Annotated in this window: 14 protein-coding genes; 12 read left to right on the forward strand and 2 right to left on the reverse strand. The window is 47.1% G+C overall.

Going from position 1 to position 16,405, the window contains the following annotated elements:
- Nucleotides 1-18 precede the first annotated feature (18 nt).
- From zipA to DYH48_RS06730, 11 genes are all read left to right on the forward strand, one after another.
- Nucleotides 19-1,113, forward strand: a complete 1,095-nt coding sequence (gene zipA / locus DYH48_RS06680; protein ID WP_115334353.1) for a cell division protein ZipA — start codon at nt 19-21, stop codon at nt 1,111-1,113.
- Nucleotides 1,114-1,216: 103 nt separating this feature from the next.
- Complete coding sequence (gene ligA, locus DYH48_RS06685; protein WP_115334354.1) at nt 1,217-3,274, forward strand: NAD-dependent DNA ligase LigA; 2,058 nt, start codon at nt 1,217-1,219, stop codon at nt 3,272-3,274.
- A gap of 228 nt (nt 3,275-3,502) precedes the next feature.
- On the forward strand, nt 3,503-4,000 hold the full coding sequence (locus tag DYH48_RS06690; RefSeq protein WP_063884806.1) for a DUF2919 domain-containing protein: 498 nt from the start codon (nt 3,503-3,505) through the stop codon (nt 3,998-4,000).
- Between the two features lie 225 nt (nt 4,001-4,225).
- Nucleotides 4,226-5,431, forward strand: a complete 1,206-nt coding sequence (locus tag DYH48_RS06695) for an HD-GYP domain-containing protein (RefSeq protein ID WP_115334355.1) — start codon at nt 4,226-4,228, stop codon at nt 5,429-5,431.
- 56 nt (nt 5,432-5,487) lie between these two features.
- Nucleotides 5,488-6,351, forward strand: a complete 864-nt coding sequence (locus DYH48_RS06700) for an NAD(P)-binding domain-containing protein (protein WP_006082144.1) — start codon at nt 5,488-5,490, stop codon at nt 6,349-6,351.
- Between the two features lie 122 nt (nt 6,352-6,473).
- A complete protein-coding gene (locus tag DYH48_RS06705; RefSeq protein WP_006082143.1) occupies nt 6,474-7,094 on the forward strand; it encodes a thiol:disulfide interchange protein DsbA/DsbL in 621 nt (206 codons plus the stop codon).
- A 640-nt stretch (nt 7,095-7,734) separates the two neighbouring features.
- On the forward strand, nt 7,735-8,001 hold the full coding sequence (locus tag DYH48_RS06710; protein WP_115334356.1) for a DUF4212 domain-containing protein: 267 nt from the start codon (nt 7,735-7,737) through the stop codon (nt 7,999-8,001).
- A gap of 11 nt (nt 8,002-8,012) precedes the next feature.
- Nucleotides 8,013-9,749: a sodium:solute symporter family protein gene (locus tag DYH48_RS06715; RefSeq protein WP_006082141.1), complete on the forward strand. Its 1,737-nt coding sequence runs from the start codon at nt 8,013-8,015 to the stop codon at nt 9,747-9,749.
- A gap of 215 nt (nt 9,750-9,964) precedes the next feature.
- Nucleotides 9,965-11,812 (forward strand): DUF294 nucleotidyltransferase-like domain-containing protein, encoded by a 1,848-nt coding sequence (locus DYH48_RS06720; RefSeq protein ID WP_006082140.1) that lies wholly within the window; start codon nt 9,965-9,967, stop codon nt 11,810-11,812.
- A 1-nt stretch (nt 11,813) separates the two neighbouring features.
- Nucleotides 11,814-12,500: an exonuclease domain-containing protein gene (locus tag DYH48_RS06725; protein ID WP_115333714.1), complete on the forward strand. Its 687-nt coding sequence runs from the start codon at nt 11,814-11,816 to the stop codon at nt 12,498-12,500.
- Between the two features lie 244 nt (nt 12,501-12,744).
- Nucleotides 12,745-13,341 (forward strand): lecithin retinol acyltransferase family protein, encoded by a 597-nt coding sequence (locus DYH48_RS06730; RefSeq protein ID WP_115333711.1) that lies wholly within the window; start codon nt 12,745-12,747, stop codon nt 13,339-13,341.
- Nucleotides 13,342-13,428: 87 nt separating this feature from the next.
- Here the strand turns inward: DYH48_RS06730 and DYH48_RS06735 are convergent, their stop codons facing one another.
- Nucleotides 13,429-14,496 (reverse strand): ketoacyl-ACP synthase III, encoded by a 1,068-nt coding sequence (locus DYH48_RS06735; RefSeq protein ID WP_063884811.1) that lies wholly within the window; start codon nt 14,494-14,496, stop codon nt 13,429-13,431.
- A 91-nt stretch (nt 14,497-14,587) separates the two neighbouring features.
- On the reverse strand, nt 14,588-15,259 hold the full coding sequence (locus tag DYH48_RS06740; protein WP_006082136.1) for a GntR family transcriptional regulator: 672 nt from the start codon (nt 15,257-15,259) through the stop codon (nt 14,588-14,590).
- A gap of 468 nt (nt 15,260-15,727) precedes the next feature.
- Between DYH48_RS06740 and gmhB the strand changes: the two genes are divergently transcribed.
- Nucleotides 15,728-16,276, forward strand: a complete 549-nt coding sequence (gene gmhB / locus DYH48_RS06745; RefSeq protein WP_115333712.1) for a D-glycero-beta-D-manno-heptose 1,7-bisphosphate 7-phosphatase — start codon at nt 15,728-15,730, stop codon at nt 16,274-16,276.
- The last annotated feature ends 129 nt before the right edge of the window (nt 16,277-16,405 follow it).

Raw genomic sequence — 16,405 nt, forward strand, 5'->3', positions numbered from 1 at the left:
ACAAAGACAGGGTAACCAATGGAAGATTTGCAACTAGTATTGTTTGTTTTAGGCGCCATAGCCATAGTTGCTGTGCTGGTGCATGGATTTTGGTCTATCAGAAGACAACAACCTAAGTCATTGAAAGATAGTCCAATGGGCAATTTTTATAAGAAACAGGCAGAGAAAGGTGAGTCGAGCCCTAAGCGAATTGATGCCGAAGGATTTGATGCCGACGGTATTGGCGCTGTGCGAGTGCGTAAAGCTGGCGAACTTGCGCCTAACAACGAGACTCCCGCGGCCAATCCTTATTTGAAGCAGGAAGTGAAGCTAGAGACTAAGCCGCAAGAATTGACATCGCCAGAACTTAAACAAGGGCTTAAACCAGAGCTAAAAGTAGAAGCGAAACACGAGCCTATTCCTGCTCAGCCTGATTTTAGCTTGCAGCCACCTGTTGCAAAAGAGCAACACCGTGGTACTAAAGTTTCGCGCCATGAGCCTGTCTTGAGCACACAAGCGAACACTTACACGAATGTTCACACTAGCACTCCAGCGCCGCAAATGGGTCAATCCCATGCTGCTATCGTGGCGCAAAAAGCCGCAGAGCAAGAACAGGCGCTACGCGCCGCGCCGCAGCAAACCGCCTTGTTTGAAGAAAATGAACATCAAGCAGACCATCAAGAAGAGGCGTTTGTCGAACAAGCCGCTGAAGATGAATTAGGTGAGCCACGCGACGTGCTGGTTTTACATGTGGTCGCAAAAGATGGCCAACAGCTGAACGGCGCCGAACTGCTACCTTGTTTCTTAACCTTGAATTTTAAATATGGCGATATGAACATTTTCCATCGCCATGTGGATAATGCAGGCAATGGTAAAGTCTTGTTCTCTATTGCTAACATGCTGAAACCTGGCGTATTTGACCCTGATAACATGGAGCAGTTCAGTACCCAAGGTGTGGTGTTTTTTATGACTTTACCTTGCTACGGCGATGCCTTAATGAACTTCTCGATTATGCTTAACTCTGCGCGCCAACTCGCTGAGGAGATCGATGCCGTGGTGCTCGACGGTCAACGTCTGCCTTGGGGTGAGTTTACAAAGCAAGATTATTTACACCGCATTCGCGCTAACGCTTAGCCGACGCCGCAATTTGGCGGTTTATATATTGATGAGGCCGCTAATTGCGGCCTCATTTTTTGTGATCTACTTTTTGTGATCTAAAGCATTCTGGATAAAGAATATGCAAGACATTCAACTCGATACACTTCTGTCTGAAGACGTTACCTCAGAAAACGCATCGCAGGTGATGCAGGCGCTCAGCCAATCACTGAACGAGCACAACATTCGTTACTATGTGGACGATGCGCCGAGCATTACCGATTCTGAGTACGACAGGCTGATGCAGCGTTTACTCAAGCTTGAGGCGTTATATCCCCATTTGATTGTGGCTGATTCACCGACTCAAAGGGTGGGCGGATTGGCGCTCGCCAAGTTTGATCAGATCACTCATCTTAAGCCTATGTTAAGTCTGGATAACGCCTTCGATGAGGCTGATTTCAGTGCTTTCCACAAACGTGTCACCGATAAAGTCGGTGAGGTGAGTTTTTGCTGCGAGCCTAAACTTGATGGCCTTGCCGTGAGTATCTTGTATCGCCATGGCGTGCTTGAGCGCGCTGCGACCCGCGGCGATGGTTCAGTGGGTGAAGACATCACTGAAAACGTTAAAACCATTAAATCGATACCGCTTAAACTGCGCGGTAAAGATTTCCCTGAACTTGTTGAAGTGCGCGGCGAAGCCTTTATGCCGAAAGCCGCCTTTGAAGCGCTGAACGACAGGGCGCGCGCCAAGGATGAAAAACTCTTTGTTAATCCCCGTAACGCTGCAGCCGGTAGCTTGCGTCAACTTGACAGTAAAATTACCGCCGCCCGCTCATTGGCTTTTTATGCCTATGCGCTAGGGGTCGTTGAGCCGGATTCTCATCCGTTAGCTAAAACCCATTTCGAGCAGTTACAGCAGCTTAAATCGTGGGGCTTACCCGTTAGTAGCGAAATCAAAATCTGCGCTGAATTAAGCCAAGTTTATGACTACTATAAAGACATTCTTACTCGTCGCGGCGATTTAGCCTTTGAAATCGATGGCGTAGTGATGAAAGTTAACGACATTGCCCAGCAGCAACGTTTAGGTTTTGTGGCTAAATCTCCCCGCTGGGCGATTGCCTATAAATTCCCCGCACAGGAAGAAATGACCCTGCTCGAAGGGGTTGATTTCCAAGTGGGCCGCACAGGGGCAGTAACGCCAGTCGCGCGCTTAAAGCCAGTGTTTGTTGGCGGCGTGACGGTATCGAATGCGACGCTGCACAATGCCGATGAAATTGCCCGCTTAGGCATTAAAGTCGGTGACACTGTGATCATCCGCCGCGCTGGCGATGTGATCCCACAAATTGTTGCCATAGTGCCCGAAAGACGTCCTGAAACGGCGACTGACATTGTGTTTCCGCATAATTGCCCTGTGTGTGGCAGTTTAGTCGAGCGTCTTGAAGGTGAGGCAGTGGCGCGCTGTAGCGGTGGTTTATTTTGTGAAGCGCAGCGTAAAGAAGCGATTAAGCATTTCGCATCCCGCAAGGCTTTGGATATCGATGGCATGGGCGACAAAGTCGTCGAGCAATTGATTGATAAAGAACTCGTCCAAAGTCCTGCGGATCTGTTTAAGCTCACCGCCTCTATGATGACTATGCTCGACCGCATGGGGATGAAGTCGGCAACCAATTTAGCGGCGGCGATTGAAGCGGCCAAAACCACAACACTTGCGCGTTTCTTATATGCCTTGGGCATTCGCGAAGTGGGCGAGGCGACAGCGGCAAACCTTGCGGCGCACTTTGCCAGTTTAGATGCGCTGCGGGTAGCAACTGTGGAGCAGTTAACTGAAGTGGAAGATGTTGGCGCCGTGGTGGCCCAGCATGTGGCCCACTTTTTTGCTCAGCCGCATAACCTTGAGGTTATCGATGCCTTAATCGCCGCTGGTGTGCATTGGCCGGCCATTGAAGCGCCAAGTGCAGAGGCGCAGCCGCTTAAAGGTCAAACTTGGGTATTGACCGGGACCTTAAATCAACTCAATCGTAACGATGCTAAAGCGCAGCTGCAGGCGCTGGGGGCAAAAGTTGCTGGCAGTGTGTCGAAAAATACCGATTGCTTAGTGGCAGGTGAGGCGGCAGGTTCAAAACTTGCGAAAGCGCAGGAGCTTGGCGTTAAAGTGATGGATGAGGATGAGTTATTGGCATTCCTCGCCGCGAACGCTTGATTGCTGTGGGTTGAAATAGGCTGTTGGCTTTGGTCTGGCGTTTTGCATTTACAGTTTAAAAACCACTGAATCGTGAGCATTAAATAGCGCCTTGCCCAAGGCGCTATTTTTATTTGCCGCAGCAAAAATGACGACATGGAAAGATAGTCTGCTTTGGCTATTGAATTAGTCGCGATTGGCACCATCTCCTTGATATGCTGTTTTAGATTTTGCTAATTGGAAACCTATTTGAATTTCAGTCACATCACTTGGCTCGATGATAAAGGCCATATTAAACCGCCGATCTTTTTATATGCACTCTTGGCCTATCTTGCGCGCGGTTGGTGCATTTTTATCGCCTCGCTGACCCAGATGGGTGACCGTTCTGAGTTAGTGCGGATTTTCTACCCTGAAAAGTCAGATTTTTTGCTAGCACTCGGGGCGGGACTTGGCGCGGTTTTGATTTATCTTGTGGTGATTGCAGAACGTCGCCGTTCGCCTCAATGGTTAAGACCTATTTTTGTGCATTTAAAATGGGGTCTGTGGTTGCTGCTGATGATTGATGGTGTCTTGCTGGGGCAGCGGCTGAACCATGGTCAGTTCTTGTTCCATTGGAGCCTCGCTTTAGATGCGTTAGTCTTGTTCTGGTCGGGCATTTATCTCATTAAATCGAAGCGACTCAGTTATTATCTCCGTGACTGGCCAAAAGAAGAGCCAAAAATAGAACAAAAAGAGCTTCAGCCTTAAGATCCTATCCTATTGTTATTTAGTCTCTTTATTTAACTCTGAGGCGCAGGGCACAAATTAATGTGTCTTATGCCTCAGTTTGATAAGGATTTTTCATTTGTACTCTGCATCGAACGCTTTGAATCATCTATAGTTATATGTACTTAGCTTGAATGTGCCCTGTTGGATACGCAGATGAGGTCATCTGTTTATGTCCTGCATCACATTTGAAAGGAGTCATACTGCGTGGCAAAAGTATCTCAAAAAAAATTATCACTATCAGAAATTCAACTTGGCATGAGAGTCAAGTTGCCCTTGTCATGGACGAATCACCCCTTTTTATTTAACCGCGTTGATATCAGCAGTGCCGCTCAAATCGAAATGATCCGTGGCTTAGGCGTTCCCTATGTGTTTTTGTTATCGGAATCGAATGCCGAACTGGATATTGTTGAAGAGGACGATGACATTGAAGACGAGATAGCAGTCGAACCCGAACGGGATCTCAAGGCCGATACCCGTAAGGCGATGCGTTTGAGTCAGAAGCGTTTTCTAATGAATGTGAATAACTCCCGTAATGTGTTTGGCAAAATAGTCAGCGATCCTGAAGGCGCCTATCGATTATCGGCGGCACTGGTCGAAGACTTGCTAAGCCATTTGCAGGAAGTTGAAACACCGTTCCTTACCTTGGTTGGGATGGATGAGAAAGATGTGAGTGTGACCCAACATGGCGTCTCTGTGGCTGTGTTGGCAATGATGATAGGTCATGCACTGGATTTAACCCCAAGAGAGTTGCGTGATATCGCTCTTGGCAGTTTGCTGCATGATATTGGTAAGCTTAAAGTGCCCGATGTCATCCGCCGAAAGCGTGGCGCGCTGACGACACACGAAGCCAGCTATTTGCAAATGCATCCTAATTTTGGTTTTGACATGCTGAATCGGTCGGGATTATTCCCTAAAGAGGTGTTGAATGTCATTTTGCATCACCATGAATTTGTTGATGGTTCAGGGTTTCCTGATGGATTGACGGGGCATAAGATCCCAATCATTACGCAGATCGTGAGTTTAGCAAATGATTACGATCAGCAACTCAGTGGTCAGCAAGTGACATCTCCTCAAGTGGCATTAGGTTATTTGTTTAAAAACCGTGCGAGTAAACATTCAGAATCACTGATTTCTGTGTTGGTTAAAATTCTCGGCATTTATCCTCCTGGAACTATAGTAAAGCTCTCCGATGACAGTATTGCGAAAGTGATCATGACCACCAAAGAAGTGAGTCAGCCCCAAGTGTGGGCTTGTAAAGAGGACGGGAGTGAAGCATCGCTGCGTTTCTTAAGTGATGAAGGCGTGACAGTGCAAAAAGCCATCAAAGCGGAAGAATTGTCCGAGGGCGCTATTCGTACCTTGCAAGTCGATAAAGGGGTTAGTTTTTATTTTAGTTCGCTACAAACTTGAATCTTATGCGCTAAGTTCCGTATTCTATCCGCTGATATGATTCCCTTAGGGCTAATATGGCGAATGTAAAAGCAGAAAATGGCGCAGTAAAATCCAGTGTTGCCTTAGTCGGTTGTGGATGGTTTGGTTTTGCTTTAGCAAAGCAGCTCGTCCATGAGGGCTATAGAGTCACAGGCTGTAAGCGCAGCGCCGACGAATTATCGGCATTAACTGAGGTCGGGATTGAAGCCTATCCGCTGCAATTGGGTAGCGAAGCACCCTCTGCCCCCGATGCTCAGGCGTTAAGCGGTTTATTTCAAACCGATTATTTAGTGGTCAATATTCCTCCCCGATTAAAGCGTGGTAACGCCGCGTATCTTGAAGAACTGCAACAACTCATCGCATTAACCCAAGGCTGGCAATATCAGCAGATTGTGTTTATCAGCACTACGGGCGTGTATCCGGCCAAAGATAAAGTGATGACCGAAGCCGATGCCTTGGCAGAATCTAGCGACAGCCAAGTGCTATTAGATGCAGAAGCTTTATTCCAAGTCTTGCCCCATGCCTGTATTGTCCGCTTTGCTGGACTCGTAGGCCCCAAACGTCATCCTGGACGTTTTCTTGCCGGAAAAACCGATGTCAGTGGCGCCAATGTGGCAGTGAATTTAGTCCACTTAAGTGATTGTGTCAGCGCGGTAAGTCGGATTCTCGCGGCAACGGGTTCAGGATTATCAGTGGCACCGATTTACAACCTTTGCGCGCCGACACACCCCACTAAAGCTGAGTTTTATCAAGCCGCCGCCGAGTCCCTTGGTTTAGTCGCGCCCGAATTTAATCAACAATCCATGCCGAGTAAAGTCATCCAAGGTGACGCAATTGTCACAGATTTAGGCTTTCGATATCAGTATGCTTCTCCGCTGGATATGCTAGCGGCATGTTGAGAAAGGTTAATTATTGTTAAAGGTAAAAGCCGAACTTTTAGGTTATCTTTGGGTTCCAAGTTTTGCTTGAGCGAATGTGTCATCCTTATTTAAACCAATGACGAATAAAAAGAGACAATATAATGAGCGTGTTTAATCGAGTTCGACCTATAGCCGCATTGGCGTGCGGATTAATGTTGAGTGCCAGCTTTGCACTGCAGGCCGCAAGTTTCGAAGAAGGCAAAGATTACGTCACTGTGGCGGGGATTACCGAAGCACAAAAGCCAGTGCTACGAGAGTTTTTCTCCTATAACTGCCCACATTGCTATAAGCAAGAACCGCTTATGGACCTGACAGTGCAACTGCTCGGCAAAGATGTGGCTTTTGAGCGTACCCCTGTGGGCGCTGGCCGTCCTGCTTGGGAACTGAGCCAGCTTGCCTACTATGTGGCGCAAAAATTAAAGATGACCAAGCAAACCCATGGCGCTATTTTCAAGCAAATCCATGAGAAAGGTGAGCAATTTACTGCGCCTGAACAGGTTAAAGCCTTCTTTGTTGCCCAAGGCGCTAAGGTGGATGATGTTAATGCCGCAATGAATTCCGTCGATGCCAAATTCACCCTAATGAATTATGACTCTCAAGCTGAGCTTGCTGGGATCAAGGGCGTACCCTCATTACTGGTTAATGGCCGTTATATGCTGACGTCGACCGCGCACACGCCAGAAGAGTTGGCGGCATTAGTTAAGTTTTTAGCCGCGAAGTAACCGCGTTTAATAAATGGAGACTAGGTTCATCGCGGCTAACGAATAAGCGCCTTGCGAGCCGCAGTGGGAAACTTATCCCGCTATTCGCTAATCTAGCGTTAATAACCCAGTCTAGGCTGGGTTATTTTATGCCTGAAATTGAAACAGCAATTGTGAATCAAACTACGCGATAACTATTAAGTGAAATGCTGAAATGAAACGGCTTTGCTACCAGCCTAGCGCGACTTGGATGAGTGATTTAAATTGCCTATTGATTGAAGAACGAATGCTGATATCTCATCAATCCTCAGCACTGAAAATCCTAAATCAAGTGACGTGCAGTCAGTCTAAAGTCATCTTTAAGGCTGATTCAACTTCTAAATTTTCCTGCTCAGACAACACGTTATTCCTTTTTCTTGCTTGTTTTTCCGCCTTATCTACCTACATCCCACTCATTCTTGTTCGACATTGGTCTAACCTGTTGAAAAAGTTGAAACTGTATCTAAATGTAAAATCATTGTTAACTCGTTGAATTTATTTCTATTCACTATTAATGGACAGTGTTTTGAATCACGAGTTAGACGAAAGTCGTGATTGTGCTCACACCAGCTGTTGCTAGATTAAACAAGACTTAAAATTAAAACAGCACAGGGGAGTCACTATGGGTTTTGAAAACAATGACAAGGCAAAAGGTTATTGGCGCGAGAATATTCGTCTCGTTCTGAGCTTATTAACCATTTGGGCGGCAGTCTCTTTTGGATGCGGCATTTTATTGGTTGATGTACTCAATGAAGTCCATTTCATGGGATTCAAATTAGGTTTCTGGTTTGCACAGCAGGGATCTATGTATGTATTCGTTGCGCTTATTTTTGTCTATGCGGCAAAAGCCAACGCCTTAGATAAAAAATATAACGTACAAGAAGACTAAGGAGCGTTGAGATGGATGTTCAAACACTAACGTATATTATCGTAGGGCTCTCGTTTGCGCTCTACATTGGGATTGCAATCTGGACCCGAGCGGGTTCAACCAAAGAATTCTATGTTGCAGGTGGCGGTGTTCACCCAGTTGTTAACGGTATGGCGACGGCGGCGGACTGGATGTCGGCGGCGTCGTTTATTTCACTAGCAGGTATTGTGTCTTTCGTCGGTTACGACGGTAGCGTGTACTTAATGGGCTGGACGGGCGGTTACGTATTGTTGGCCCTGTGTATGGCGCCGTATTTACGTAAGTTTGGTAAGTTCACTGTGCCAGATTTCGTTGGTGAGCGTTATTACTCACAGGCCGCACGCACAGTGGCGGTTATCTGTGCCATCTTTATCTGTTTTACTTACATTGCAGGGCAAATGCGCGGTGTGGGCGTGGTGTTCTCGCGCTTCTTAGAAGTGGAAGTCGACACGGGCGTGTATATCGGTATGGCAGTCGTGTTCTTCTACGCCGTACTCGGTGGTATGAAAGGGATTACTTACACTCAGGTTGCTCAGTACTGTGTATTGATTTTCGCTTTCATGGTGCCAGCCATATTTTTATCTGTGATGATGACAGGCCACATTATTCCACAAGTGGGTTTCGGTGCTGAATTGCTCGATGCCGCCGGTAATAATAGTGGTGTTTACTTGCTTGAAAAACTCAACAATGTGTCAACTGAACTTGGCTTTGCCCCTTACACCGACGGTTCTAAGAGCATGATTGATGTGTTCTGTATTACTGGCGCATTAATGATGGGTACTGCGGGTTTACCCCACGTTATCGTGCGTTTCTTTACTGTACCTAAAGTGAAAGATGCGCGTATCTCTGCGGGTTGGGCGTTAGTGTTCATCGGTATCATGTATACCACAGTACCTGCGTTGTCAGCGTTCTCTCGCGTCAACATGATTGAAACCATTAACGGTGCTGATTCGCAAGGTGTGGCTTATGAGTCTGCGCCGCAGTGGATTAAAAACTGGGAAAAAACCGGCTTAATCAAGTGGAACGACAAAAACGGCGACGGCAAACTTTATTACGCAGCTGGTAAGATGGAAGATCCTGCTAGTAAAAACGAAATGAAGATCGATAACGACATCATAGTATTAGCTACGCCAGAAATTGCTAACTTGCCAGCTTGGGTTATCGCCTTGGTTGCAGCGGGTGGTTTAGCGGCGGCCTTGTCAACTTCTGCGGGTTTGTTGTTGGTGATTTCAACCTCGGTCTCACACGATTTACTCAAGAAAAACTTGATGCCAAATATCTCCGATAAAAAAGAGCTGATGTTTGCTCGTTTAGCGGCGGGTGTGGGCATTGTGATTGCGGGTTACTTTGGGGTAAATCCACCAGGTTTTGTGGCCGCGGTGGTGGCGTTCGCCTTCGGGTTAGCAGCATCATCACTGTTCCCTGCGATCATCATGGGTATCTTCTCTAAGACAATGAACAAAGAAGGCGCGATTGCCGGTATGTTAACGGGTCTACTGTTTACAGCCAGCTATATCATCTACTTCAAGTTTGTTGACCCAACGGGTAACGTTGCCGCTAACTGGTTCCTCGGTATTTCACCAGAAGGTATCGGTATGGTGGGTATGTTAGTGAACTTCGGTGTGGCGGCGTTAGTGAGTCGTGTGACTACGGCAACGCCATTACATGTTCAGGAGATGGTCGAATCGATTCGTTTCCCTAAAGGTTCGGGTGAAGCGAGCGGTCACTAAGCTCATCGCTTAATCATTGCATCAACATAAGAGAGCGCTTCGGCGCTCTTTTTTATTGCGCATTTGGAAAGTATTTTGTCCAGTAGTTGAATGAGTCTATTGAGGAGTTAACGGGAGCATCCTAAGGCTGACTTTAGTCGAATGTAGCGCAGCGACAATGCAGGCTATAGTGATGACATATAAGTAAAAGTTTCGCCTAACAGAAGGTGTTGCCTATGAATGCCAGTGAGTTACAACCCGTAGTGCAATTTCTACAAGGGCTAGTGCCTTTTGATACTCTGCCTGAAGATGTTGTGGTGCGCTGTGCTAAGGCTGTCACTGTCGGGTATTACAGTAAAGCCTCTGGTTATGTCAATTTCGATGCTAATTCGCCCAAGTTGTATATGGTGCGTAGCGGCGCCTTTGAGGTGCGCGATCCTGAAGGCGTGCTGGTCGATAGAGTCGGCGAGGGGGAGTTTTTTGGTTTTTCGACCTTGTTATCGGGGGAGAAAGTCGTCAACAAGGTCGCTATTCTCGAAGACGGTTTGGTTTATCATTTGCCCCAAAGCTTGTTCGATCATCTCAGAAGCGAGAGCCGCAACTTCGATAAGTTTTTTACCCGCGCATTTGCTAAACGTTTACGTCATGAGGCTCGCTTTAAGGCGAAAGATCTGACAACCACTAGCCGGATCAGCACGTTAATGTCATCCGCGCCTATTGTTATTGATGCCCACGCGAGCGTGACGCAGGCGGCACTCTTAATGCGAAACAGCCGAGTGTCATCCCTGTTGGTAACGGATAATCACAAGCTAGTTGGGATTTTAACCGATAAGGATTTGCGTAACCGGGTATTAGCGGCGGGGCTCGACGGCCATATCGCAGTGCATCAAGCCATGACAGTTTCGCCGATCTCAATTTCATCCAATGCGTTGATTTTTGAAGCCATGTTGCTGATGAGTGAGCATAACATTCATCACTTACCCATTATCGACCAAGATAAAGCTATCGGCATGGTGACCAGTACTGACATCTTGCGCGGGCAGGGCTCGCAACCGCTGCTGTTGATTGGCGAGATTGAACGCCAGCAGGATCTTGCCAGTTTAATTAGCGTCAGTAAGCAAATTCCGCTGTTACTGCAAAATTTGATCAGTGCCGATGCCAGAGCCGAAGAAATTGGCCGAGTATTAACGTCAGTCACCGATGCGCTGACACGGCGATTAATCGTGCTCAATCAACAATTGCTCGGCGAGCCGCCCATGGCTTTTTGCTGGTTGGCGTTTGGCTCACAGGGGCGCCAAGATCAAGCGGCGTGTTCAGATCAAGATAATGGCCTGTTAGTCGCAGAAGAGATGGATGATTTTGCCAAAGGTTATTTCGATGCCTTAACCCATGCGGTGTGCGCTGGGCTTGACCAATGCGGTTATGAGTTTTGCCCCGGCAACATTATGGCGCAAAACCCACAGTGGCGAATGTCGCTTAAACAGTGGCAACAAGTATTTGAAAAATGGGTAATAACGCCCGAGCCTAAGGCGTTACTGCACGCCAGTATCTTCTTCGACATGCGCTCGGTGTACGGCCCACAAACCTTATTTGATGCGCTGCAGGATAAAGTCTTGGCTCAAACCCGTGATAACGATATTTTCCTCGCGGGCATGACAGGTAATTCGCTGGTGGAGTCGCCACCGCTGGGCTTTTTCCGCAAATTTGTCCTCGAACGTGATGGCAGCGAAGTCAAAGGCATAGATTTGAAGCATAAGGGCAATGCTTTAATCAATGATATTGCCCGTGTTTATGCCCTGTCGGCAGGGATCAAAGAAGTGAATACTGCGAAACGTATCCGTGCCTTGATGGACGCAAACATTCTCAATCGTAAAGATGCGCTTAATCTTGCCGATGCCCACGAGTTTATCGCCCATATGCGGTTATCGAACCAAGGTTATCAGCATAATCTCGGGCTAGAGGTGAGTAATTATCTGCTACCCGCGCATTTATCTTCGCTGGTTCGCCATCAGCTACGTGATGCCTTTAAAGTGGTACATGAGGCGCAGGCGGGGATGAAGATGAAGTTCATGCGAAGTTTTTGATATGAATACACTGCTGCTGAAAACGAAACTTAATTGGCGGGCGCTACGTTGCCAACATCAGTTATTTAAGGGCTATTATCAATCGCTATTACCTCTGCTGGCGATGCCGTTATCCGAAGCACCTTTGGTGGCGATGGATTTAGAGATGACAGGTCTCAATCCGCAGCAAGATCAAATTCTCAGTATTGGCTTAGTGCCGATTGAGCGCGGCGAGATCCCTTTGGCGCGCGCCGAACAAAAGTTAGTGCAAATTCGCGGTAGTGTTGGCCAAAGCGCGACGATCCACGGGATCCTCGATAATCATCTGGTGCAGGCGGTGACGATTGAGGCAGCTATGGACTGGTTTATCAATCAAACCTATGGTCGAGTGCTGGTCGCGCATCATGCTCCGCTAGATTGTCGCTTTCTGCAGCATGATTTATTGGCGATTTATCATCAAGCCCTTGTCCTACCCGCCATTGATACACTCTTGCTTGAAAGGCATCGTTTGCTACGGGAACACTCAGTGATTAAAGAGGGCAGTTTGCGCCTTGGCGCTTGCCGCGAACGTTACGGTTTGCCCATTTATACTGCCCACAGTGCGTTGACCGATGCCTTAGCTTGCGGAGAATTATTATTGGCGCAAATGGCGGCCATGGGCGGGGCGGGGCAACTAACTGTGGCAGATTTATTGCGGCAATCGACTTAGCTGTTTCAGTTTTAACTCACTCTTTGTGGATGAGTTAATCGAGTTGGGGTGATGCTGTTTTACGCTGATTTAACTTTAATCTCACTCTGATTTCACTCTGATTTCATCTTAGGTTAATTACTGACAGGCTAGACTTGAAACCTAATCCTAAGCTTAACTTTAAAGCTTAAATTCAATGCCGCCAACTTGGCAATCCAACCAACTTGTACTTCACTCTAATAAACTGAGTGTGTAGGAGAACATGATGCCGTTACCTTTGCTTTGGATGGGCAGTGCCGTCATTGGCGCGGTTGTGTTGGCCGATGAGCGCGAGAAGCGTCAGCAACTTGAGCGCGACAGAGTACTCGGTAAGGCTCCTAAGTATCCCGTTGCCAATCGCGCTATGGTGGCGGCGCCGAGTCAATGGCAAAAGGGATTAAAACAAGTTGCGCCAATCCCAGGCAGTATCGTCTGTTGTTATGTTTTTGGCGTAATTGAACATACGGGTATCTGGCTGGGTGACGATTGCTTAGTGGAGTTACACGGTTCAGGGTTGGTGCGGGCAGTGTCGGTAAAGCGTTTCTTGGCGGGGCGAACGGGCAGCCAAATCTATCTTGCCTGTAATCATCTGCATCAACCGCTCATCGCCGATGCTGTGTTGACCCGCGCCGAGCAGGCGATTTATCAATATCGTGAGTACGATTTATTTGACAATAACTGCCATAGATTTGTCTGGTCTTGTATTAGTCAAAAGGGCGAAGAGGTGGTTAAAGGTTTTAATGAGTTAAATCAAAAACTCGCCGAGCATTTTAATCAAGGTATTTATTGGGATGAGATGATCATGACCAAGCTGAATGAATAAGTTTTGTCGTCATAAACTAAAAAAGCCATCGATTAAGATGGCTTTTTGTTTTAGTAAAACAAGATATTATCGTTTTGCAGAAACCGTTTACGGCTTACAAAAATAATCCACAGCGCGTTTAACTAACTCTATGCCCGTTTTATCGCAAGGCGGTAACTCGGCATCACTGATAGTGATAGGCGTCACGCGATCGCCCCATTGCAGCAAGAGTGCGGCAGAGGTTAAGCCGGCACCAAAGGCACAAGAGAGTATGGTTTGATTCGGCTTAATCACGCCTTGCTCTAACGCATCACAAATCGCAATTGGAATGGTTGCTGCCGAGGTATTGCCATAATTGGCAATGTTAACGAAGGCTTTTTCTTTCGGAATTTTCATCCGGCTGACTAAGGTATCGATAATGCGCTCGTTGGCTTGATGCGGGATCACAAGATCCACTTCATCTTTATCAACGCCACATTTTTCAAGCACTTTAGTGCTTAACTTGTTCATGCCGTTAATCGCGCGTTTGAAGATTTCTTGGCCATCGAATTCAATAAAGAAATCCAATGACTCGGCAGAGAATCTGTCCATCGCCGTACCAAAGCCAGCTTTAAGAATGTCACGACCTTCAGGATCGTTATTCAGCTCATAACCGAGCACGCCACCGGCAACATCTGTTGCTTCAACGACAACGGCACCTGCGCCATCACCGAATAACACGGCAGTTTCGCGGCGTGACCAATCTAAATAGAAAGAGAGACGCTCGGCACCAATCACCAATACTTTCTTGCTCTGGCCACTCTTGATTTGTGAGCTGGCTAAACCTAAGCCATATAAGAAGCCACTGCAGGCAGCATTGATGTCGAACGCGGCACAACTGGCGCCAATATTAGCTTGTACAGTTGATGCGATATTCGGGATCAAAGTGTCTGGGCTGGCGCTAGCCAGAATAATCATGTCGATTTCACTGCCATCGATACCGGCAGCTGCGAGCGCGCGTTGTGCTGCAACTGAAGCGAGTTCAGAGGTGTTAACATGACTGATATGGCGCTGGCTGATGCCGGTGCGAGATTTAATCCATTCGTCGGATGTCTCGATAAAGGTCGCAAGATCATCGTTGGTCAGCGTGGCTGGTGGAACACATTTGCCCCAACCTGTGATAGTGGCGTACTGCATGGTGGTTTCTCTCAAATAAAAAAGGCAGAACCTGAGCGCTGCCTTGAATCGACAACAAAGCTTATCGGCAACTCTAATGGCCGTCCGTGATCTAGACCACCTGTTTGGCGACAAGATCTCGAATTGTCATTGCGGCATGCAGAATATGATGACGCAGTAGCGCCGTCGCTTTTTCTGTTTCTCTCAGTTTGCAGTGGTTGAGCAAAGCTCTGTGCTCATGCTCTGCAGCAGGAATCCCCCCCGCGAGCAATAACTGCAAACGAATGTATCTATCACAATTAGTATTGAGGCCGTGAACAACCTCAAGGGTGTGTGGGCGATTAGCCGCCTGATATAAGCAAGTGTGAAATTGCGTATTCAACTCGCTCCAACTAGCAACGGCATCTTCATGTTTGAAGGCCGACTCCAATTGTTCGAGTACACGTTCTGCTTTTTCTAAATCAGCTTCTTGAAGCAGTGGGATCGCCTTAGCGAGCAGATCGGTTTCGATCATGGCACGTAATTCAAAAAGTTCGGTGACTTGCTCGACGGATAACACGGTCGCCGTTGCACCTTTATGGGGCTCAAACTTAACGAGTCCTTCGGCTTCGAGTTGCAATAAGGCTTCTCTCACCGGAATGCGGCTGACATTTAACGCTTCAGCCAACGCACTTTGTCTGAGTGGTTCTCCTGCGGCTATGTCACCTGAAAGAATTCTCTCTCTGAGCACTTCAACAACTAACTGGGTGCGGGTTTTGTGGACTATAGGCGTAGTTCGACTCATTATTTCCGTCTATTTCGGGTATTTTCTCGTTATCTGCCCAAGATTACCGTTAAAAACACCACAAATAAAGGGGAATGCTTGATTGAGTGGTGCATCTTAGGGATTAACAATGCCCAAACGGCGAGGGTTTTGATGGTTTTAGCTCTCTCAATTATGCGCCTTTCTCGGAAACAATCTTTAATGCGACAGCCATCATTTTCCTAAGTGCGCTGTTTATCTGCTGCAATGAAGTACTTCGACTCGACGATTAAATTAGGCTTAACAGTTAAACATTTTACCTGAGAGCGTTGATTTCGCACGATAAGGGCTATCTTGCATTGAGACTCTTGGGGCAAGGTGTTATCCGCATCGCGTCATAAGCATCACTAACGCTCAATTTAGCGCTAAAAGCACAACTTCGCGGTGCAATTTTTGATAATGAATGGAATAATAGCGCGATAACGCCTTAGGCGATTTTGGAGTATTACAGTGAGTCGAGCAGTATTTTTAGACCGTGATGGCGTGATTAACAAAGATCATGGTTATGTCCACTTAGTGGATGACTTCGAATATATCGAAGGTGTGTTTGAATCTTGCCTCTCTTTGAAGGAAATGGGCTACAAGTTAGTTGTCGTCACTAATCAATCTGGTATTGCCCGTGGTATGTATACAGAAGATCAATTCCACAGCTTAACTGAGTGGATGGATTGGAACTTTGCGGACAAAGGCGTTGAACTCGATGGTATCTACTATTGCCCGCACCATGCTGAAAATGGCATAGGGGAATATAAGGTCGACTGTGATTGCCGCAAACCTAAGCCGGGTATGCTCAATGATGCAGCGCAATTCTTGAAAATCGACTTAGCACTCTCAGTCATGGTTGGCGACAAAGCTGAAGATATGCAAGCAGCGAAAGCGGCTGGCGTGACCACACGTATATTAGTGCGCAGTGGTAAGGTTATTGCTGATGACAGTGATGCCACAGTGGTACTGGGCAGTATTGCCGATGTGCCAGCTTACTTAAAAAGCCTAGGCTAGTTGCTACGCTACTACTTATAAACAGATAAACATTTGCTGATAAGTTCATCTCAAGCAGCAACTATCATAGTAACCAGTAGCGCGAGTTGTCGCTCTTGTTGGATGAGAGTTTGCGTTAAAAGCGATCCA

This window comes from Shewanella baltica (assembly GCF_900456975.1).
Lineage (GTDB): Bacteria > Pseudomonadota > Gammaproteobacteria > Enterobacterales > Shewanellaceae > Shewanella > Shewanella baltica.